The following is a 23,984-nucleotide window of genomic DNA, read 5'->3' on the forward strand; positions in this document are numbered from 1 at the left end:
ACAAGTGGCGTGCTACACTTAATTTGAATATTACTATTCTATTAAAAGTTGTACATTGCAGTGAAATATATGGCGATATTCGGTATAATTTATACGTTATTGAAATAAAAGGAGGGAATCTGTCGAATGTTGAAAATAAGATCAGCACTGTTAGCCTCGCTATTATTTATATCCACAGCGCTACCAACCGCAACGTATGCAAATGTACAAGGCACAGTTGAAGCTGAAAATCCAACAGTACAAGATACAACCACTACTACGACTCAAACTACGGATCCCGGTAATAATCCGGTAGTTCAAGAGGAAACGGTTACAAATGAACAGGAAGCGGAATCTACTTCTGCCGACAAAAATGATGAACAGACAACAACACCTGCTCAGCCAGAAGAACCACAGACAGAAACATCTCCGGAAAACGAAGAATCAGTAGAGCAAGATTCTCCGGCAAATATCGAACAGCCTGCAACTGATGCAGAACAAAATGAAGTATCAGAACAACCCGCTAATCAGCCGCTATCAGGCGAGAAGTTAACGGTTAAGCAGAAACTTGCAGATGTACCGGATAGTTTTTGGGCAAAAAATGAAGTAATGCAGCTTGTGGAAATGGGCGTAATCGGTGGTTATCCGGATGCACAGTTCCGTCCAAACCTTAACATTAACCGTGGTCAGGCAGCAAACCTGTTTAAAGGTGCATTAAAGCTTCCGGATGGTAAATATCAGAACAAATTTTCAGATGTAAGTACGAAATCAAGCTTTTTACAAGGTGTGTTTTCTACATATGAAGCTGGTATTTTTGGTGGTAAACCAGACGGACGTTTCGGTGTAGCGGATGCGTTAACACGTGAACAAATGGCAACGACTTTAGTGCGTGCATTTGATTTGAAAGACACAGGTAAAGAACTGACATTTAAAGACTGGAATAAAATCAGTGAGTCACACCGCGAAAATGTTAAAATTTTAGCGCAGCACGGAATTACAACTGGGCGTGAAGACGGCACTTTTGACCCGAAAGCAACGGTTAACCGTGTGACGTTCTCGGTAATGCTTCACCGTGCCCTTGTCGCGACAAATCAAATTGCGAAAAGCGAATATAAAGTACAAGCAGCGGAAGTATCCAGTAATTTTAAAAACAATCGTGAAGAAATGAACTTTGCACAAGTAACTTCTGATGCAAACCCGCTATATCTTCGTTCAACAGCAACAATTGTATTTAAAGGCACAACAACTGAAACTTTCGGTGTGGCAAAAGATACTGTTTATAATTATGCAGTCGGAAATCAAGGCGCAACAGTAAAAGTAACGGTGCGTGCATTGGAAAACGGCGATGATTTTGTATTTACAACATTAACAAACAAAGGGAAATCAAAGCTGACTGTGGATCTATTCCAGAAAGCATCGAATGTAACGAATTACCGTCTATACCGTTATGATCGTTTCCCGATCGAAAAAAATTCAGCCGATGTATTTGGCTATGACTCATCATCATACCCGACAGGATTATTGCGCATTATGGAGAATGAAAAACTGGCAACAGATCGTATGGTCGGACAGGCATATCGTTCAAAACAATTAACTCAAAGCTATAAAGATACTGGCGGTACAAGTTATATGCGTGATTTGGAATCTGAGTACGAAGCATATTCACAAGCATGGCTTGGCGAAGATTTATTCAGCTACTATACACTCGTTTCTAACGGGAACGACATTGTTGATACTTGGTATATGGATTCAAATGAGCGTTTATTTAAAACTGATGAGAATATGAATGGCTGGATGCTTGAAACAGCGCTTAACTATAAAAAACGAAATAACTGGTACACAGCTGAAGGTCCATACAATAAAATGGCGACAACGACAGAGCCAATGCCGAAATCTTACCAAGGTTTCGGGCGTAATCTATTGTTGGTTAAAGAAGACCGCGCACTTGTTTTATTCAAGGAACAGGGCGACCGTTATTTTGCTAACTTAGTGAAAAACTCGTTCATTAACTTGAATAAGTTCAAAGGCGATGCGACTTACTGGAAGACTGAAGTAACGAGTACGTATTTGAAAAACCTGTTTGGCATTACAGCACCGTTTATCGATACGCGCTTCAATGAGCAAATTGCGTTATTCTACTATAATTCCGGTGCAGAGTTTAATATGCCGAATTATAAAGAACCGTTACGTAATTATGCAGATCTTTTAGCATCGCGTAAACAGGCAGGGCATGTAATTGATGTTGCAAAAGACGCTTATTATATTTCGGATTACTTCCCTGTGAATCAGCAGGTGACAACACACGCATCGATGAACCATGTACTTGGTGGCATGAATGTACTGTTGTTGGCATATAAAGAATTCCAGGATCCTAAATATTTAGAAGCGGCAAAATCAATTAGCCGTGCATTACAAATTGAGAAGAATAAGTGGATCCGTTCAAACGGAGATATCTGGTACCGCGTAAATCCAAAAGGTGAATTTGCCGGTGATGATTATCAGCACTTAACGCTTGAAGACTTGATTAACTCATATAAAAACTGGAAAGATGTAGATCCATCACAATTACCGGTATTTGAAGAGATGCTGATTTCAAAAGCGAATTATTTATCGAAAAACCGTTTAGGTCACACATACAAAATTAAAAATGGTCTGGAAGAAATCGGCATGTCCGAGTATTTACCGGCAGGCAAATTATATACAGACGCATTATAATGAACAACGCTGTCTAGAAAGTGTAAAAACTTTTTAGGCAGTTTTTTTGTTCTCAAACATATTGAGAATACTAGAATTACTAACAACCTGTGAAAATATGCCGATAATTAACTTAGAATTATGAACGATTTTGAAGCACTATCCATGAAGGAAGGGATAAAAACAATGAAGAAAAACTTGAAGGTTGGTTTAATGGCGGGGCTTTTAATTACTCCGGCAATCGTCGCGCAAGCTGGAGATGCAGAAGCGAGCGAAACACAGACTCCGTATAATGTCGCAGCTTCAGTTACTGCTGAGGGATTATTGAATAGTTTTAAAGCTGCCAATGAAGAATCAACAAGTGCGATATTAATTCAGGAAAGAGATATTTACAATACATATAAAGATGACGAGACATTTGCGGATATTATGCCACTGATAAATGCAAAATTGACGTATTTAGAAAGATATTCGCAACTAAAGCAAAATGCAGCACAAGTGAAAACTTTAATTTCTAAGTTAACGAATACAAACAAAAGCTTAGTTGCAGACAGAAAGGCCGCTCTGGAAGCACTTGAAAATTTAAATGTAATTCTGGAGAATGCCAGCAATGATTTAAGCAATGCTGTAGGCGCTAATGCAGATACTTTTTTGGAAACGTTACTGTATTACGATGAAAATGGTCAAGCGGATTTCATTAATAAATATGTTACAGGGGCATCTTTAAGTCAGCTGCAATCTTTTGAAGATCAAACGACAGCAATTGAGCAATTTATTGAAAGTTACATTAGTCCAGTCACAACATTAACGGCTCAGGAGTTAATTAATAAGGAAAGCTTTATTAACGCGGTAGTTGATGCCCGTACTGCATTTAATGAGATAACAGATCTTGCATTTAAAAATGTATTGAAAATTCAATTGGCAGAAAATAATACAGGAATTGAACAATATATAAAAAATGCAGAAGCGGATATTAAAAAGGCCCAAACGATTGAAGATAAAATTAAAGATTTAGTTGAAAACCCGCCAACCGCTACGACATTTAATTCAAAAGTAAATGCACTTGTTAAAGAATATGGACACTTAACAGAAGTTCAAAAAAAACTGGTAGCAAACGCTGATGAGTTGAAACCATATGAAAATGTATTAAACGTAGTAAATGAAATTACGAGAATTTCTAAGTTACCAGTAAATACTGAGGAGTTCCGTGAAGAGGCTGAAAACGTAGCGAAACTATATAATGACCTCGATCCATTGGATATACGCCTTGTAGTGAACTATGATAAATTGCTCGTGATGCAAGAAGCTATTGAAAAGGCACAAAAGGTTGAAATCGAAATAGTAAAAATTGATTCAGGAAATTTTGAAGGGAAAAATGCAATCGTTGCAGACGCAAGAGCAGCGTACAATACATTATCAGCAACCGAGCGCAAATATGTTTTAAAAGAATTATTGGATCTACTTACGTCATGGGAAAAATCAACGGCAACGGCTACAACAATCAATAAACAAATCGATGCGATTAAAACAGATGTATTTACAAATCTGGGTGATGATAAACTGACGGACACGAAAAAGCGCTCAACTGTTACTTCATTTATTACAAAGGTACGTACAGCAGAATCTTCGTTTACTAAAATTGAGGATAATCAGCAGGGGCTTGTCACAAATCGTGCTCGTCTTGAAGCGTTAATCCCGTTAACTAAAATTGCCGACCAAGTAGTGAATTTGAATTTCACGAGTACTACTTATACAGAAGATTTAATATTAGCGGAAAATAAGTTAAACGAATGGGATTCATTCAATGAAGCGATTCCTTTAGATGAAGCCGCAAATGTAGAGAAACTTCATCAATTTTTAATATCTTATTTGCGATTACAAAAAGAGGAACAATCTATCGCGGCAAAATTGGATGCTGACATTCTTCTATTCCAAAAAGCTGATGTAGTTGATTTACAGCAAATCGATGCAGCCCGTGAAAAATATAATTCCTTATCTGCTAACGGCAAGCGATTAGTAAAAAATATTAAAGTATTAACAGAGCTCGAAAAGGAGAATAAGGCAGTATTAAATACAATTCAGGCAATCAGCAAAATCGATGTAATGGCAAAAGATTTTACGCGCAAAACGACTGCAGCCGAAACTACTTTTAATAAATTGGCAGAGCCTATGCAAGGACTTGTTTATAATAGAGAGAAACTAGTCGAGCTGTTGCCGTTTGCAAAGCTGATGCTGAAAATTGATGCACTCCGTCCAACGGCAGCTGAGTTCAAAGTTAGCCTTTCAACTCTACAAACTGATTTTGAAAATATATTAAAGAACTATACGGCTCCTGCAGAACCAATTACAGATATAGAAAATATCCAATTAAGGCTCTTTACCGAATACGGAAAAAAATTAACGGACTTTGAAATGATTGTTTCGGAATCCTTTTCAATGGAAAGCCGAATCGATGCACTGCAAACGAAATCCGGTGAAGCATTTATTACCGATTTGGCGGAAGTATCGGCAGCTTACAAAAAGTTGGATTCTTCCACAAAACGCAATGTCGGGAACTCGAAAGTTTTAACAGATCTTGAACGGGACTATAAAGCATCATTGAAAGTAATCGACCTTATTGAAAAACTGCCAGTTCATACAGATCGCAACTATCCTTCAAAAGTTGCTGCAGCTCAAAAAGCGTATGACCGGTTAACGGAGAAGCAAAAGCAAGATGTTTATAATTATGATGCGAAGTTGGGCAATATTTTAAGTGTGGCCGATTTAATTAATCGTATCGAAAAACTGCGTGTCGGTTCCAAAACATACGAAGCCGACGTTATGGCAATTCGTGAGGAATATGCAGCGTTGACTGATACGGAGCAAGAACTCGTGCACAATGTTACGAAACTTGCAGCTGCAGAACAAGGTGTTTCCGATGCCAAGCAAGTAATTGCACTTATTGATGCAGCTGTTCCTATGACGGAGAATTATATCCAAAAACTGATCGATGCGCGAAATAGCTATGACAGTCTGGAAAAATCAGATCAGCGTTTAGTAACGAACTATAAAGATTTAACAACACGCGAGCGCGGTGTAAAACCGGTTTTAAAGTTGGATAGTGATATATTGGCATTGGATCCGTCGAACGCACGTACATTTATTTCAAAATATAAATCAGCTGAGAAAGCATATGAAAAGCTGACGATGTCTGAACGTGCATTACTCGTTAACAGCGATAAGTTATTAGGAGATCTTTCAACAATTTATAATGTAGTAAATGCAATCAATTCAATTAAGCCATCGAGCAAAACGTTTGTGGAAGAGACAGCAGCAGCAAGAGCATTGTATAATACACTGCCGTCTGAATTAGCTGCACAAGTGTCGAACCTAAAGACATTGCAGGAACACGAACTGAATGTGGAGGGCGGCGCAAAAGTAGATGCGATGATTCGCGCATTAAATGCAGCACCGGCAAATGAATTTATCGCTAAAATTAAAGAGGCGCGCGAAGCCTATAAATCATTAAGCTCAGCAAACAAAAAAGGTGTGACACTCGAATCTGAACTAAAAGAGCAAGAAAAGTATATAAAGCCGATTGAAGCGGCAATTAAAGCAATTGATGGCTTAAGCAATCCCAAAAATGATTTGAGCCGTCAATTTAATACAGTCAATAATGCTTTGAAAAAATTGGATGACAAACAAAAAGAGTACGTGACAAATATGGATCAATACTCGAATTTATCGAGTGTAATTCATGTTTATACATTGATTGATAGTTTAAAACCAAACGACAAGTACTATCAGGGGAATATGGAAGCAGCTAAGCTGGCTTATGATAAGTTGTCGGAAGTTGAAAAATTAAAAGTTACTAACTATTTCAAATTACAGCAGGCTGTACTCGATATGACGGAAGTCCAAAAGGTGACGTCGATAATTGCATCATTAAATGCTTCATCAAGCAGCTTTGAAACAGATGTAACAAATGCAGTAGCAGCGTATAAAGCACTTCCTTCCGGTTCCAAGCGCCAAGTACTGAACTATTCTGTACTTCAGCAAGCCGAAAAAGATTTAAAGGCAGCGGAGCGTGTCGTGAAGCAAATAGAAGATCTTGATTCAACTTTAAGAACATATGCTTCAAGAGCGAAATCTGCGAAAACAGCTTATGATCGCCTGACAATCGAACAAAAATCTTTAGTGAAAAATTACAATAAACTGCAGGCCGCTATTTTTGAATTAGGGTTGTAATTTTATTGAAAATACGATAATTTAATTACTGTACCCCAAAAGGTAGAATGGAAAATCTGCCTTTTGGGGTATTTTTTAGTGTAAACTTAGATTAAAGAAAACCGTGTATTTATAGAAGATGCGAATGATTTCTATCGAATTTGGTATGAAAATTCTATTTCGTGGCTTTTAAGTTAGTTGCCAAGATTTATGTTCAAAGAAAAGTAATGATTCCATTGTATAATAATAGAAATGGACTGATAGGGGGGGTTTGATGAAACGAGTTTTAATTATGGGGTCCATCATTGCGTGTTTATTACATGCACCATCTTCAGAGGCATATGCAAAAACGTCTCCAACTTTCACCGATGTGAAAAGTACGTATTGGGCAGCACCCGTAATATATGAGCTAGTTGAAAAAGGATATATGGAAGGCTATACAGATGGTACATTCAAACCAAACAGTATGACGACTCGTGCTGAAGCGGCTAGTATTATCGCTAGAACGATGGGCGTACGACTAACGACTGATTTTGTACCGGATTTTACAGATGTGCCTACAGATCACCGTTATTATAAAGAGATTAGTATACTGGCAGAATTGGGGATAATTCAAAACGCTAGTGAGTTTCATCCTGAAGCCCCTTTAAAGCGTGCACATATTTCAAAAATGATCGCTCTTGCCTATGCGGTTGAAGTAGATCAGAAAAATAAGACATCCTTTAAGGATTTGCCAAAAAACTATTGGGCAAAAGACTATATTGAATCACTTGCGGATGTTGAAATTGTAAAAGGAAAGACAGCGAAAACTTTTGAACCGAATGAATTTGTTACCCGTGCACATGTAGCAGCACTTACAATGCGCGGAATGGAGTTCAAGGATAAGGTTAAAAATTTGGATATAGTATACGATTTTTTACAAAAGGATTATATTGATACAGTAAATCATCATATACAGTGGGAGAAAAAAATATTGGAGCTTGTAAACAAGGAACGGGCTGCTAAAGGACTTTCACCACTTCAACAAGACAAGAAGTTAACTCAGATTGCTATCATTAAAGTGAAGGATATGCTAAAACGCAATTACTTCGAACATAATTCACCGTTTTATGGCAACCCTTGGGACTTGGCGACGTTATTTGATTATGAATATACAAGTTATGGAGAAAATTTAGCCCGAAACTTCGAGTCACCGGAAACTACGGTTAAAGCTTGGATGGCTTCACCGAAACATCGCGATAATATTTTAAAAGCCGTATATACACATATGGGCATCGGTATTGAGAAGTCGAAAAATGGAAAATATTATGTAGTTCAACACTTTTCTAGTAAATAAATTGGCAAATACTAGTACCTTACATTACAGTAATGTTACAAGTATTGTTTCGATAATATAAAAATTCTACAAAAAACACCAAATCTCCGCGTAAATACAGAGATTTGGTGTTTTTTGTTTTTATATCGAAATACTAGAAACTGTTACACAAGTGAAAAATAATATCACAAATATATATGTTACCCTGTTATTAGGTTAAATAAACATGAACAAACAAGTTTTACGTTATGTTATACCTCGAATATTCATCACGAGGCCTATTTTGAAGGGAGTTCCATTTTAAAGTGAAAAAGAAAATCTTATTACCGATCTTTGCAACTTTCATGATTTTTTCAGGTGTAGGGATGGGTTCGAATAATACAGCACAAGCAGCATCAGTTTCAGAATTAACAGCAACAGCTTCTAAATATATCGGTGTACCATACGTTTATGGAGGAACAACAGCAAGCGGGTTAGATTGCTCTGGATTTACTCAATTAGTATTCAAGCAATTAGGTTTTGACTTAAGCCGTACAGCTGCTGCTCAATATAAACAAGGTAGCTCTGTTTCTAAATCAGATTTACAACCAGGAGATTTAGTATTCTTCAATACAACTGGTAAAACGGCTTCACACGTTGGTATCTCATTAGGAGGTAATAAATTCGTTCACGCTGGTACAAGCACAGGCGTTACAGAAGCGAGTTTAAGTTCTTCATACTGGGCGAAGCGATATAACGGAGCAAAACGCGTAGCAAGCTTTGGCGAAAGCAAAAAAGTAGTTGCAGCAGTTTCTTCAGTTGAAAAAGAAGAAGTAAAAGATTCAGCAATCGATTTCACGATTTATGCATCACGTGGTGAAGTAGCATTACAATTAGCAGAAACATTAGGCTTAGATACATCTGATACAAATTCACCATTTACAGATATTAAATCATCATCAAAATATGCAGGTGCAGCAACTGCACTATATAAATTAGGTGTTTTCACTGGTGACGAAGGTAAATTCAATCCAGCTTCACCATTAACACGTGCTCAAATGGCAAAAGTGTTAGTAAAAGCATTTGACTTAAAAATGAAGCAAGATACTTTAAACTTCACAGATGTACCAGCATCTCACTGGGCACATAACGACATCTCGATCCTAGCATCGAACGGTATCACAGTAGGTAAAGGTGACGGCACATTCGGTACAAACGATAACGTTATGTTAAAGCATTTAACAGCTTTCATTAACCGTTTACAATAATAAGATTGGCAATACCAATACTTAATGAATAAATTAGTAACATAGTAACTTCTACATATCTCAATAGATATCCACCTTGCAGGGAAGTACTTACTAATAGTAGTGAAACACAGACAAATTTGTCTGTGTTTCTTTTTTTGGGTAGGGGTTATATTAGCAGTTTATGGCGAGGAAGTAGAATCTTCAGCGTCAAAAGTAGAAAGATTACTAGTGAATGTGGAAGTTTCAGTTCGAAATATAGAACAAGTCATGCCTAAAGTAGCAAGAGCTACTTTATTAGAAGTTCTGTAAATGAAAGTAGAAAATTTTCAGGCTAAAGTAGAACGCTTGCGATATAAATTGGAAACTATTGGAGCTAATGTAGAACAATTACGGTCAAAAGTAGAACGCATTAACCTTATTAGACAATCTTAAAAATTGAAAATCATTTTCTCATAAATAAGCCTAGAAAAATATTAGATTTCTAGTTTGTTACATATTAATTTTATGAATAATTTGGTAAAATGGGAACTATCTAATAGAGGGGAGGATTTTAACATTGTCTTTGCGCAATCTTGTCGTGACGGTGACAATCATCTTCATGGCAATGTTCCAATTGAATACGGCATATGCTAATACTAGCTTCGCCGATGTCCCTTCTTCAAACGGGGCGTATAATGAAATAAATTATTTAGTAAATGCGGGTGTCATAAAAGGGTATACGGAAAATGGTCAAACTCTTTATAAACCGAATGCTCATGTAACCCGAGGACAAGCTGCTAAAATGGTCGTTGTTGCAACGAATAACAAGCCTTTAACTGTTACGAAGTCTTCTTTTTCTGATGTAACATTGGGAACAGAGCTTTCGGGTTATGTAGAAAGTGCGGTGGAGTTAGGATTTTTCTCTGAGCAATCTAAAGGGAAATTTGGACCGAACACGCCTTTGACTCGAGAAGAAATGAGTAAAGTGCTGGCCATTGCCTTTAAATTAAATACAGCTCAAACAGAAAAGCTGGAAATTCCTTTTAAAGATATTAAACCGACATATGGCTATTATCCATATATCGCAGCAATATACTTTAACGGTATTACGGTGGAAGCTGAGAATTATAATCCGAAAAATTCGGTAACACGTGCGCAGTTTGCTTCATTTATCGCTCGTGCCTCTTCTGAAAAATACCGTTTGCCATTACCTGTTCAAGGTGTGAACGTACCGGATGTCTCAACAGCGATTGCTTCTGCTAAAGCGAATGTAAATGATTTAAATGTCCGCACGTCGGCATCTTCTTCAAACGCTTCAAATATTTTAGCGAAAGTAAATACAGGAGCATCGTTCGCCGTTTATGAAATCCAGAAGGACGGTTGGCTGAAGGTCTCCCATGAAGGACGCTATGCCTATGTTTACAAGGATTATGTAGATTTTATAGATGAATCCGGTAAGCAACTTAATAAAATACAAAAACACGTTTATGCATCGGGAAATATCCAGACATATGAAAAGCGTGATATTGCTTCAAATAGTGTAAGCACGATTGCAGCAAAAGAGAAAATTGCTGTATATAATACGATCGGCAATTGGTATGTAACGTTAGTAAATGGTATCCCTGCGTATGTTCGAGTTTCTCAAACCGTGGATTCATTGCAGACAGAACCAGTTACCCCTCCGACAGTAGAACCGGAAAAACCGGTAGTGGAAGAGGAAAATAATGTGCCGAAGCCTCCTGCAAATGGCGGTGAAAACGAACAACCGGTTACCCCGCCACAACAGCTATTGACGAATACGGTTGGTAAAGCGACAGTTGATGCTCTGCACATTCGTGAGTCGGCTTCAGGTACTGCGCGTTCACTTGGTCAAATTAAGCGAGGGACACTAGTGGAAGTCCATTCAGTATCCGGCAGCTGGGCTAAAATCACATATAACGGTATTAACGGTTATATTAATAAAACGTATTTACAACTTCTAAATCAAAAAGGACCTGCTGTAAAAGATCGTATTATTGTTCTTGATCCTGGTCATGGCGGTAAAGACCCTGGTGCTGTTAGTAAAAATGCACGTGAAAAAGAAGTCGTTCTAAAAGTTGCAAATCTAGTAAAGCAAAAGCTTGAAAAAGATGGTGCAACAGTAAAAATGACGCGTTCTGGTGATACATATCCTAGCTTAGAGGATCGTGTTCGATACGCTAAAAATGAGAACGGTGAAATTTTTATCAGCCTTCATGCAAATGCAGCAGCAAAGGAATCGGCAAATGGTACGGAAACGTTCTACAGTGTTACTTCCAATGCAAATGAAAAAGAAGATTTAGCGTTGGCAACAGCCATTAACAATGAAATCGTTAAAAACGCGAAAATGTACAACCGTGGTGTAAAGCGCGCAGACTATGTTGTTATTAAAGGAAACGTAATGCCTGCTGTTTTAGTGGAGCTAGGTTTCATTACAAATACTGCGGATAGAGAAAAGCTTATTTCTGACGAGTATGTCGAAATATTTGCCCAGTCTATTTATAACGGCATTGTGCAATATTATACGAAATGATTGAGTGAGCAGTTTCCTTTATAGGGAGCTGCTCATTTTTTGTTTTAGATTTTCTAATATGTTCCTCAGAAGTTCTAATAACCTGAAAAATGTTCTAATAAAAGTGCGAAGTTCTAATATAATAGACGTTTCTTCTAATATATCATCCGGAAGTTCTAATATCTTATTCGGAAGTTCAAATATCCGATCTCAATCTTCTAATAACCATCCCAACTCTTCTAATAAAAACCGCCTCTCGCGAAACCTCAGACCGTAAACACAAAAAATCCAGCACTTCCGTAGAAGCACTGGATCAGAAATTAATTTCCTGGAATTAACTGAACTAAATCAGAGCGGACCCAACCGTATTTTGCAGGAGGGTTGTTGTCTGACGTAATTTTATACCATACATAGCCGTCCGTACCTTTCGTTTCTTCAACGATTGCTACAGGATAGCCGAACACACCTGTTTCACCTACATACTTCGCTTTATAAGTGAAGTGAATTGGCGATGAAGTTGATGGTTCGTTCCGGACATTTACTAATAGACCGTTTTCATAAGATACGAAGGCCAACTTCGCTTGCTTGTAATCTTTTTTGCCGAAGCGGTTGTCCATGCGGTACATATGACCGGCAATTTTACTGCCCCAGAATGGATCTGATGCATAGTGCACGTTCATGCCGGCTGTTTTATTACCCGGAGCTGCACCTTTTGCATAGCTACCTGATTGAGGCGCATAGTTTAAGTTGACGTAGCGGTTAATAAAGGCTAGAACACTATCGTCACGGGATTTATAAACTTCACCTAATGTCGGATCTGAATCGAATACTTTAATACCGAAAATGTTGTTTTTCGTTAAAGCATTCGTACTAACACCGTAATCACCTTCGTGCATTGCTGCAGCCAGAATGAATAGGGCATTGACATGATATTGCGATTCCACCTGTTTTAAAAATTTCCCCATACCGATTAAACGAGATTCAATCGTTGCTTTTGCATATTGAGGAGAAGTTTTAATTGCCTGGCGCTCTGCTAATAATGTCATAATCATATTGTCCAGTTCCTCAGCTGTATAGTTAGATGGCTGACGAATCGACTGGAATTGGAAGTAAGGATAATGTGTTCCTACCTTTTTCGTTAATAGAACGTCAGAGTAGTAATTCACACCATCTTGGCTATAATATTGTGAACCTGGTTTCATAAAGACAGGTGCTTCACTTACTACATAATCCCAATTATATTTTTGTGTAGAATGGTTGTACGTACGATGTGTTAAGTAACCACCTTCAACAAAATAGAAGTCTTGTCCTTTTATTAAACTTGTAGGTGTTAACGTAACTTCATCAATTTTTGCATAGCCTTTTGTATCTGCTAATTGAACGATTGCGTACTCATCACTGCTTCCAATATATTTGAATTGGGAGCCTTTTGTAGCGTATGATAACGATTTTGTGAATTTTTTGTCTGAATATACCGTTACTGTTGTAGCTGCTGCTGAAGCGATACCTGAAGACATTTTAATAATTTTGTCGCCTTTAATAATCAGGTTTGAACCAGAGCTTTTTAACGCTGCTTCAGCTTGTTCATAGTTAAAGTAAACAGTAGCATTTTTCGTAATTACCCCATTTGAAATTTTACCCACATAATAGATATTAGGGTTCGGAGCAGGTGTTTCCGTCGGTTCTTCGCCTTCTTTTACAGCAAATGTTTCGATTGTCGTTTGCATACGGAATAAAAATGCTGCGGCATGTGCGATTGTCGCATTACCTTGAGGTTCAAAAAATACGCCATTTTTCGTATGTGATCCACGGATAATATTGTAGTAAACGTTAGTAGCTACAGCCGGTTTGAACTGATCACTAATTTTGTTGTTATCCTTAAAAGTTAGTGGTTGTCCTTCCAACGGCACGTTTGAATAGCGTAAAGCTTTTTCCAAAAGTGCGGCCATATGCTGGCGCGTAATTTTTTCGTTCGGACGGAATGTGCCATCAGGATAGCCGCTTAAAATGTTCGAACCTGCAGCTGCCTGGATTTCGCGTGTCAGTTCATTACCAGCTTTTAAATCCTTAAAAGTGTATGTAGACGAATCTGGTAATTCAAGTGCGCGTGTAATGTAAGAAGCAAATTCTCCACGCGTTACGGCACGGTTTGGATAGAAATTTCCTTTGCTGTCTGGGCGAATGACATTAAGATTAGACCAATACGTTAATTCATTAACCATCTGATGGTCTTTTATATCATTTGCATGAGATGTTGATTGTGTTGTGAAAGACAGAGCAACGATAAATGCGAATGCTAGTCCTACTATTTTCTTTAACACAGATTCACGCTCCTTTCCTATATGATGATATTTTACCAATATATGAGCGAGAATCATAGATGAATCCTATTACTTTAGATGTTTGTAATATAAATGTAATCAAAAAGTCCTTTGAAAATGAGTTTAATAATAGGGAGAAAAGAGCTCTGTAATAGAAGAGTTGAAGATATAAAAAAGGTGAGCCAGATTGAAGCTCATAAAATAGAGGTTTCTGAAATTACGGGGAAGAGATGCGTGAATAGAATGTATAACAAAGCAATGGGATAAATATTTTTCTAACTAAGTATCGGAAAATAATTACAGGTTTAATGCTTTTGATATTTTTTTTACTTCTTTCGTTAAGTAATGAAGTTGTTCATGAACTTCCTGGAGATCCACGTTATTTTGTGTGAAATTACTGGCTTGCTGTTGGGCTTCCTGCAGTGCAAGAGCGGATGCAAATGTTGAAATCCCTTCCGCTAACGTAGCTAATAAACCGGCCAGCACCTCAAGTGAAGCGGCTTGAATTAATGGGTTGTTTTCAATTGGCGGTTCAGTGTTTTTCTTACGGTTATTTTGCAATACTACGACCTCCAAAATAGTGATGTATATATTTTATGGTTTTGATGAGCAATTATGAATGGTGGGGTGGAATTCGTTTCGGAAAGTTTTTTATCTCTCTAGTTTACATGATTGTAAAATCTAGATGCTAATAGTGGGGAGGCTTTAATTTTATGGTTCTTGAATATGAAGATTTGAAGAGGCAGAAATTTTGTCTCTTTTTTAATGTCCAAATCTAACATCTATTTTTAGGACCGAAAAACCATTGATCTGACAATTATTCTAGTAATTTAGGGTGTGTTTTATACTCTCATTGAATTATAATTGTAACCATATTATACTTAAGTTCGTCTTAATCCACATGAGCGAAACTCATCTAAAAATAGAGAACTACATATAGGAAAGGGTTTGGGACATCTATGAATGACATTTCTGTCAAAATGAATAAAAAAGAGTGGCTCGAAATATTCGGGGCAATTCTTGTACTTGTGGCGGCCATACTGCTTCCGCCTTCGATAGCGCAAATTAGTACAGCTATTTTCTTTCTACTTTTCGCATTTTTTAAGCCATTTCAAAGTTTAGTAATTTTAGTACCGTACGTTATTTTCCGTACATTCTTTATTGAACTGAACCCTGGTCTAAAACTCATCGGCGATTTAATTACAATCGTCGTATTGCTGCGTTTATTTTTATTAAATACGAAGAAATTTAAAACGTGGTTTCATTTTAAACCATTTGAATACTTCTTCTTCGCCTTTTTAATCTTCGGTGCAATCATTGGATACAAAAACGGTGTATCACTTGGTGCGATTGTTTTCCAATTACGTACATTCGGCGTTATGTATTTACTTTATTACATTTTAAGCCGCAGTGAACTGCCGAAAAACTTCCTTGTAAAAATAGCATGGGTTACTGTATTTTCAGGTGCCGTTATTTTCGTCCAGGGGATTGTCGAAAAACTGTCGATGCGCCAATGGTTAATGCCGGAAGTTTGGACGCAAAAAATTCTTTCTTCAACAAACTTCGTGCGTGTCTACGGTATGCTGAACAATCCAAACTCGTTGGCATTAGTGATGTTCTTTGCAATTGCCGCAGTATTTTTCCTGCGATGGGCATATAAAAACAATGAATTTAAATGGACGTTCCGTATCGCACAGGTCGCTTTCTTTGGAATGCTGTTATTGACACTATCACGTGGTACATGGATTTCAGCTTTCATGCTCGTCTTATTCTTTATCCTGCTATCTCGTAATTGGCAGTTATTGAAAAGAATTGCCATTTCATTTGTTGTGGCAATCGCGCTTATTTATTTCCCTGTAAACTGGGGAGTATCGTTTTTACAGAACTTAGGTGTGGAAAACACGGTAGCACCTGAGGAAATTTCAGGTGGTATCAGCAACCGCTTCACGGAAACATTCTCGGACGATACTTTGGAGCTTATGCAGGAAAGTGGGCGTATGTTCTACATTAAAAAAGGATTTGAAGTGCTGAAAGATTATCCGATTACAGGTGCCGGCTTTGGTACATTCGGTGGTTCGGCGACTTTATCATATGACTCGCCAATTTATGAAGAGTACGGTATCCGTTCTGATATTTACGGAGGCAAAAACTTCTATTCCGATAACCAATATATCCAGGTTATTGCGGAGACAGGAGCAGTCGGTGTTCTATTGTTTGCCGGGTTCCTTCTTGCGATGGTATGGATGTACTGGAAAGAACGCAAAACAGTCTTCGGACAATATTTATTCGGGCTATGGTTTGCGACAGGTGTAGCAGGTTTCTTCTATAATATTTGGGAATTGAAAGTATATGTACTATTCTACTTTATTATCTTTGGAATATTTGCGAGTATGCGCACAATGTATCCAATGCTCAAGCTTAGTGATTACGAAAAACAAAAAGCAGAATAATCAAGGGACTATCTTCTTAGGGAGATAGTTCTTTTTTTTATTGATTAAAAGTTTACCGGAGGGCACTTATTCAAGCGAATTAATTAAATATAAAGGTATTTAGGATTAACAGGAGTTGATTGGAATGGAGGGCGGCAGACTCCTGCGGGAAAAGCGCGAGGAAGAGATTACAGGCTCGAGCCGCGCCCGCGGAAAGCGTCCCCCCGTAATGAAAACCAACGGACTAAATAGAAAGTATTTATATTATACTCTTTTACAATATGTAATTTTATGTTGAATAAAACGGTATTTTGTAAAATGTAACAAAAGATTAATAGTCTCGCACGCGGAAATTTGTTAAGGTTATAGATAGGACAATTAGAAAGGAAGGTGACTTGCTTCAAGTTAACAAGGAAGCACAATTTATGAAAACAAATAAATCTCTATTTATTGCAGTGCTCATGGTGTTTGCACTAATTTTCAGTACACCGCAATTTGCAAGTGCAGCACAATCGACAAATGACTCATACCCGCTTTCGACAGGGGTAAAATATTCAAACTATACACATAAAGGTTCTAAAACAAGTATAGTTAACCATTTAGAAGTAGATTTAACAGACTCTTTCACAAAAATTGGGTTAGGTTTACCATCTCCGGTTAATACCTTAATGACAACGACGCAGCATGCGAACAGTCATACAAAGGAAGGAAACCGGGTAGTTGGGGCGATCAACTCTAACTTTTATAATATGGGGGATGGCTATCCTTTATATTTAATTTCTCAATATAATACGATCGTGACACCAAGCGTTATTTCTGATTCAAGTTCGAACTATGTCAGCCAGCCGATTGCATTCGGTATTACAAAGGACGGATTTGGAGAGATCGCTTACTACAATAGTAAGATTAACGTTACATATAACGGTCAAACGAATGAAGTAAATGGTCTTAATGTAAAGCGTGGAACAGATGAAGCGATTGTTTATACACCGCAAAACCATAGTTCTATGACGCCGAACAACGGAAAAGGTATGGAATTTATCGTTGAAACTGGCAATACAATCGGTGCAACGAAATTTGGACAAACATTAACAGGTAAAGTAACTGCCATCCGCGGTTATGATGATGAAACAAAAACGAAAATTCCGCGTAACGGTTTCGTGCTTTCTTTTAATGGCTCAGCATGGGGCGATAAATATCGTGGGATTAAAGTCGGGGAAGAAATTTCAGTAAACTTTGGTATCGATGATCGTTGGATGGATGCACAGTTTATGATGGCTAGTGGTCCATTACTAGTATTGGACGGCAAAAAAAATCTGACAATCAATGAATCAAGTTCACGTGCTAGAGAAGTGGCACCACGTACAGCGATTGCAATCAGCAAAGACAAGAAGAAAGTACACTTAATTACAGTGGACGGACGTATTAACTCAAGTGCTGGTATGACATTACCACAGTTTGCGGATTATCTAGTTAGCCTTGGTTTTGACCGTGCGATTAATTTAGATGGCGGCGGTTCAACAACAATGGGTATTCGTAAATACGGCAGCAACACAGTCGTTTTAGCCAATACACCATCTGGAGGTACACAACGTCGCGTTTCTGCAATTATTGAGGCAATCAGTACTGCACCAACAACAAATGCACCTAAATATATTCAAGTAAATCGTGATAAAGTAGGTACGCTTTTAGTTGGAGCAACAGTGAAACTTACACCGAACTATGTGCTGGATGAGTATTACAACCCATTGGCAGTAAATGCAAATGACTTTGTAGTAATACCGCAAAATAATACAGTGTCAGTTAACGGCTTAAGCTATACAGCTATAGCACCTGGTTCTGAACGTATAACAGTTTCAAATAAAGGCGCCACACAAACAATTAGCTTCAATGTAGTGGATGCACCGGCTGGTCTTTCTATTTCTGGTGTTTCGGGTCCAATACAACCAAATGCATCGCTTCAATTAAAAGCAAATGTAACAGGCGCAAATAATGAAACACTTATTTATAACGATTCGCAAATTAAATGGACTGTTGATGGAAACATGGGTACAGTATCCAGCTCAGGTCTTTTCAAGTCAAATGGTAAAGAAGGAACTGCCCGCGTAACGGCGACATTAGGAACAAAATCTGTTTCTAAGGAAATTGTTATAAAGGCTGTTGAACAACCATTATTCAAAGATATTTCTGTAAACAATGTTTATAAAACTGAAATAAAATATTTAGTTGATAATAACTTAATTAGCGGTTATCCGGATGGTACATTCAAACCAGATATAGCATTAAACCGTGGTCAGGCAGCGGTATTGCTGACTCGTGCATTAGGCTTATCAACTAAAGATGTGCCGAACCCTGGATTTAGCGATCTATCAACAAAGAGCACATATTATGGTGCGGTTGCGGCAATTGTACAAGCAGGCATTATGAGCGGTACTGGTGACGGCAAGTACGAACCGGGCAAACCATTAACTCGTGCTCAAATGGCAAAAATTCTCGTTGAGGCCTATAAGTTAACAGGCACTACTACTTCGAAATTTAAAGATGTAAGTACAAAGCACTGGGCATACGATTATATTCATACGCTGTCGGCAAATGAAATTACGACAGGTTATGAAGATAATACGTACAAACCAAGTCAAGAAGTATCACGCGTGCACTTTAGCTTATTCTTATACCGCACAATTACACAAAATAAATAAGAGAGAACCTTTGTAAAGTTGCAGCGAGGAATCGCAACTTTTACAAAGGTTTTTTTATGGGGAAAAAGAAGGCATTGGGGAAGAGAGGGAGGAGAGTGAAGTGAAGTGAAGTGAAGTGAAGTGAGGTTGGTACGGAGAGTTTTAGTATGTGGAATGGGTTTTGATGGGGATGTGTAATTAATAGTTGCGCTGTTGTTGGAAATATAGGATGTTTTTGCGCGGAAGTAGAATGCTTAGACGAGAATGTAGAACTTCGCACCAAAAAAGTAGAACGTTTTACGGGTAAAGTAGAAAGTTTCACTCGAAAAGTAGAACGGGTTGCGAGTAATAGCCGAGTTGTCGCTGAAAGTAGAATTTTGTGGCACGAAAGTAGAATGTTTAAGAAAATAAGTAGAACTTCACACCAAGAAAGTAGAACGATTTACGAGTAAAGTAGAAAGTTTCACTCGAAAAGTAGAACGGGTTGCGAGTAATAGCCGAGTTGTCGCTGAAAGTAGAATGTTGTGGCGCGAAAGTAGAATACTTACGTAAATAAGTAGAACTTCGCACCAAGAAAGTAGAACGATTTACGAGTAAAGTAGAAAGTTTCACTCGAAAAGTAGAACGGGTTGCGAATAATAGCCGAGTTGTCGGTGAAAGTAGAATTTTGTGGCGCGAAATTAGAATGTTTAAGAAAATAAGTAGAACTTTGCACCCAAAAAGTAGAACGTTTTACGGGTAAAGTAGAAAGTTTCACTCGAAAAGTAGAACGGGTTGCGAGTAATAGCCGTGTTGTCGGTGAAAGTAGAATTTTGTGGCACGAAAGTAGAATGTTTAAGAAAATAAGTAGAACTTCGCACCAGGAAAGTAGAACGATTTACGAGTAAAGTAGAAAGTTTCACTCGAAATGTAGAACACGTTGTGAGTATGCGCCGATTTATCAGTGAAAATGAGTGTATCAGAACCTCGCTCCAAAAAAGTTGAACTCTACCCCGAGAAACGAGAAGAATATACTTTGTAAGTAACTCATCACCTCCTTAAAGTAGAAATCACATAAGAAAATAACCTATTCATTTTTTCTTTCTAAAATATCTTCAGGAATTAAGTGATATACACCACGTCCTTTGCCAAATTGCTCGAATTTTAAGCGCTTCAGCAGTTTTGAAGTAACTGCTTTACAGTCGATCCCAACAAATTTCCTCAATTCACGATTAGTAATGCGGTCTCCGATTAATAGACGATATTGATGTAACGCTAAAAAGATAGCTTCTTTACTTTTCACGCCGCAGTGTGGGCAAATCCACAATCCGTGATGATAATACATGACATGGTGAAAGTCACAATTCTGGCAAAGGACGCCATTTCGTAAACGATCTCTTTCCACGTTCTTGCTATAGGGAAGCCGGCGCGAGATAGAGACTAATTTTCTTTCCAAATCCATTAAATTAACTGTCGATTCACGATTGGTTTCATATAATTTTTCTAAAAAATTTGGCAAGCCGCTTAAATGAATAATTGGATAACCGTTTAAGGATGAATCCAATTTAGTCCTTATATTGGCATTGATCACAATATATAAAACGGGCAATGAGATGTCCCATTTTGATAATAAATACGATATATATAACTGGTGCCGATAAGCTTGATCAAATGGATTTTTGAAGTTTTCTATAACCCCTTCCTCAGTTTGACGGGCGAATTCATGAAATGCAGGTTTATAAAATAATGTACCTGAAATTTGTTTGACCTCGACAACGAGAAGAAATCTTGTCGTAATTATAAGGGCGTCAATCTGATGAGAAAAACCCTTTTCATTTAAACACTCAAAGTTATAGAAAATTTTATAGGGGCCAGGAAAATGGTAATCCGCTAATGTTCTCTGCATTTTTAATTCACCTGCAAGTCCAGCTTGGGCGCGATAGTAAGCCTGTTGATAAGAGGGAAATTCTTCATCATCAACTTTTAATCTAGAAATAAGGGCTTCCAAATAGACAAGTTTTTCAGTCCTATACAATAAATCACCTCTACTCGGGCATTGAGACGAAATCTCTATGACAGCAATGTATCCGAAAATTTCTAAGCTTGCAAATGGCCGGAAAAAGTCATTTAGTGCATAAATTCAACTTCAAAAAGTAAAAATGAAACTAATCTTATATATAAACCGTCTCATTAACGAAAAACTACAAATTTAATATTAATTTTCTTGTTGGGAAATAGTGTGTTCTTGCCATTGGAAATATCGTTTCAAACAGACATTATGATATACTGAAAATACGAATCATAACGCAAAACACATCTACTATAGATGTGTTTTTCAAATGAAAAATGAAATAAGCCAAGCGCATCGATACGCTTGATTCAAAGGATGATTAAATAAATGAAAATTGGTATTGTAGGAAATTACGGAAATGATAATAACGGAGACGAGGCGATTTTATTAAGTATTATTCGCCAGCTTCAGAAGGTATTTCAAATAGATACAAAAAATATTACGGTATTTAGTAATAATCCTAAACAAACTGCTGAACGTTATACTGTGCAAAGTTACCCTTTATACTACAAAAACGGTAATGCTGTAAAAACGTTTATGAAGACATTTAAAGAAAATTCAAAAGTCGTGAAAAACCTTGATTTTGTCGTAATTGGGGGCGGCGGTATTTTAATGGATCTTTATAAGCGTGAAGCGCCGTTATACGGTTCTTATGCGATGATGGCCAAAAATAATAATGTACCTTATGTTGTCTACGGATGTGGTGCTGGTCCGCTTAACACAGGTTTAGGGAAATGGTTTATCCGTTATATGGCCAAGCATGCACAGAACATCTCAGTGCGTGACCCGCAATCACAACAGCTACTTAGAACAATTGGTGTAAAACGTGATGTTCCTGTTATTGGAGACCCTGCATTTAGTTTAGAAGTAGAACGTTCAGATTATAGTGAAAAACCAAAATCGGTTGGGGTGACAGCAGTTCCCTACTATAATGCTTCATACTGGCCAACAGGCGATGTGACAAAATACGAAAACTATATTGATGGTATGGCGAAAAACCTGGACCGTCTAATTGAAGAGCATAATGTCGATGTAACTTTTTTTGCGACTAAATATCCGCAAGATGCTGATGTAACAAAGGATATCCAAGCTAAAATGAAGCATCCGGAAAACACAAAAATTATTGATGAAAACTTGCCGCCACAGCGTATTTTACAAATTACGTCCACATTTGATGTGCTGATCGGTACAAGACTTCATTCATTAATATTGGCAACAGATGCGAAAACGCCGATTATCGGTGTGTCATATCATGTGAAGGTTAATGACTTTTTACAAATGGCAGGGCTAGGAAACTATTCATTACCGATTGATTCGCTTCATGAATCAGACGAGAAGTTTGCGATGCTTTTTAACGATATGGCAGTAGATTGGAACGGTGCACAAAACTTAGCGGCTCGTACAAATGCATCATTTAAAGAAAAATCAGCATTAGGGGAGCAGCTTTTAAAAGAAGGTGCGAAAAAGTAATGAAAAAAGTATTCGTCATTAGCAATATGTATCCTTCAAAGGAACATTTAGCTTACGGCATTTTCGTGAAAAATCAGGTCGAGCAACTGGAACGAGAAGGAATCGAAACAGTGCTCGCAGTAAATACCAATCCCGCAACAGGGAAGAAAAATGTTATTTTAAAATATTTAAAATGGGCACAGCAGTTTATGCGAGTTTTCCGTGCAAACAAGCGAAATATTTCATTAACACATAGCCATTACGTATTTCCAAGCGGGATGTTCAGCTACTATTTAAAAAAGCGCCACAATATTCCTTATATCGTAACAGCACATGGTGGCGATATTAATAAAATGGCCAAAAAAGGCGGGCAAATCCGCGAGTTTACAGAGAAAATCTTACAGTCTGCCGATCATGTCATTGCAGTAGGAGAAGAGCTTGCTGCAACGATTGAAACAACCTTCCATGTTGAAAACGATAAAATTTCAGTGATGAGCATGGGGATTGATCGTACGGTATTCAAAGAACCGGAAGATAAAAAACAAACTGCAAAAGAGTTAGGAATGGATCCTAATAAGACAAACTTTTTATTCGTAGGCAATATCATACGGGAAAAGGGCGTTACAGAGCTTGTGAGAGCATTCAATAAAGTTGCTGAAACACTTCCACAGCAAGCCGCTCTTTATTGTGTCGGTTCGACAAAAGATAGTAATTTTACTAGTAAAGTAAAAGAGCTGGCTAAGGACAACACAGCGATTCACTTCATTGAACCGATGCCGCAGCAAGAGTTGGCACGTTATTTCCAAGCGGCTGATGTTTTCGTACTGCCTTCTTATATTGAAGGACTGGGATTAGTAGCTTTAGAGGCAATGAGCAGCGGCACACCCGTCATTGCGTCAGATGTCGGGGGGCTGCATTATATGCTGGCGGATGGAGCAGGAGTATTAGTACCTCCTAAAGACGAGATTTTACTGCAGCTGGCACTAGAAAATGCAGTGAAAGACGGAATTGCAGTGAATGAAGCACGAATTGCAGAGCTGCTTCATACGCATGATGCAAAAAACATTATTAATCGTTTAAAAGAGCTCTATACAACTCATGCGAAATAAAGTAATTGTAATTAAA

At 37.8% G+C, this 23,984-nt stretch carries 12 protein-coding genes; 9 read left to right on the forward strand and 3 right to left on the reverse strand.

Features of this window, described 5'->3' with window-relative positions:
* Positions 1-126 precede the first annotated feature (126 nt).
* The 5 genes from MKY51_RS03055 (at position 127) to MKY51_RS03075 (ending at position 11,953) form a co-directional block, all read left to right on the forward strand.
* Positions 127-2,694 (forward strand): S-layer homology domain-containing protein, encoded by a 2,568-nt coding sequence (locus MKY51_RS03055; protein WP_339175224.1) that lies wholly within the window; start codon positions 127-129, stop codon positions 2,692-2,694.
* 165 nt (positions 2,695-2,859) lie between these two features.
* Positions 2,860-6,900, forward strand: a complete 4,041-nt coding sequence (locus MKY51_RS03060; protein WP_339175226.1) for a hypothetical protein — start codon at positions 2,860-2,862, stop codon at positions 6,898-6,900.
* A gap of 253 nt (positions 6,901-7,153) precedes the next feature.
* Positions 7,154-8,215, forward strand: coding sequence for an S-layer homology domain-containing protein (locus MKY51_RS03065; protein WP_339175227.1), 1,062 nt, complete (start codon positions 7,154-7,156; stop codon positions 8,213-8,215).
* 284 nt (positions 8,216-8,499) lie between these two features.
* A complete protein-coding gene (locus MKY51_RS03070) occupies positions 8,500-9,441 on the forward strand; it encodes a C40 family peptidase (protein WP_339175228.1) in 942 nt (313 codons plus the stop codon).
* 538 nt (positions 9,442-9,979) lie between these two features.
* The gene (locus MKY51_RS03075) at positions 9,980-11,953 is read left to right on the forward strand and encodes an N-acetylmuramoyl-L-alanine amidase (RefSeq protein ID WP_339175229.1); all 1,974 of its coding nucleotides are present in this window, start codon (positions 9,980-9,982) and stop codon (positions 11,951-11,953) included.
* 299 nt (positions 11,954-12,252) lie between these two features.
* Here the strand turns inward: MKY51_RS03075 and MKY51_RS03080 are convergent, their stop codons facing one another.
* Positions 12,253-14,253, reverse strand: coding sequence for an S-layer homology domain-containing protein (locus tag MKY51_RS03080; protein ID WP_339175231.1), 2,001 nt, complete (start codon positions 14,251-14,253; stop codon positions 12,253-12,255).
* Between the two features lie 297 nt (positions 14,254-14,550).
* Positions 14,551-14,814: a multidrug ABC transporter ATPase gene (locus MKY51_RS03085; RefSeq protein WP_339175233.1), complete on the reverse strand. Its 264-nt coding sequence runs from the start codon at positions 14,812-14,814 to the stop codon at positions 14,551-14,553.
* 398 nt (positions 14,815-15,212) lie between these two features.
* Here MKY51_RS03085 and MKY51_RS03090 point away from each other — a divergent pair, with 398 nt between their 5' ends.
* Both MKY51_RS03090 and MKY51_RS03095 read left to right on the forward strand, forming a co-directional pair.
* A complete protein-coding gene (locus MKY51_RS03090; protein WP_339175234.1) occupies positions 15,213-16,703 on the forward strand; it encodes an O-antigen ligase family protein in 1,491 nt (496 codons plus the stop codon).
* A 404-nt stretch (positions 16,704-17,107) separates the two neighbouring features.
* The gene (locus MKY51_RS03095; RefSeq protein ID WP_339175235.1) at positions 17,108-19,381 is read left to right on the forward strand and encodes an S-layer homology domain-containing protein; all 2,274 of its coding nucleotides are present in this window, start codon (positions 17,108-17,110) and stop codon (positions 19,379-19,381) included.
* Between the two features lie 1,045 nt (positions 19,382-20,426).
* Here the strand turns inward: MKY51_RS03095 and MKY51_RS03100 are convergent.
* Positions 20,427-21,374: a nuclease-related domain-containing protein gene (locus tag MKY51_RS03100; protein ID WP_339175236.1), complete on the reverse strand. Its 948-nt coding sequence runs from the start codon at positions 21,372-21,374 to the stop codon at positions 20,427-20,429.
* A gap of 363 nt (positions 21,375-21,737) precedes the next feature.
* On the opposite strand from MKY51_RS03100, the gene MKY51_RS03105 reads away from it, so the two are divergent.
* Both MKY51_RS03105 and MKY51_RS03110 read left to right on the forward strand, forming a co-directional pair.
* On the forward strand, positions 21,738-22,880 hold the full coding sequence (locus MKY51_RS03105) for a polysaccharide pyruvyl transferase family protein (RefSeq protein ID WP_339175238.1): 1,143 nt from the start codon (positions 21,738-21,740) through the stop codon (positions 22,878-22,880).
* A complete protein-coding gene (locus tag MKY51_RS03110) occupies positions 22,880-23,968 on the forward strand; it encodes a glycosyltransferase (protein ID WP_339175239.1) in 1,089 nt (362 codons plus the stop codon). Before MKY51_RS03105 ends, MKY51_RS03110 begins: the two co-directional genes overlap by 1 nt.
* Positions 23,969-23,984: the final 16 nt, after the last annotated feature.

The organism is Solibacillus sp. FSL R5-0691, from assembly GCF_037974225.1.
In the GTDB taxonomy this organism is placed as follows: Bacteria; Bacillota; Bacilli; order Bacillales_A; family Planococcaceae; genus Solibacillus.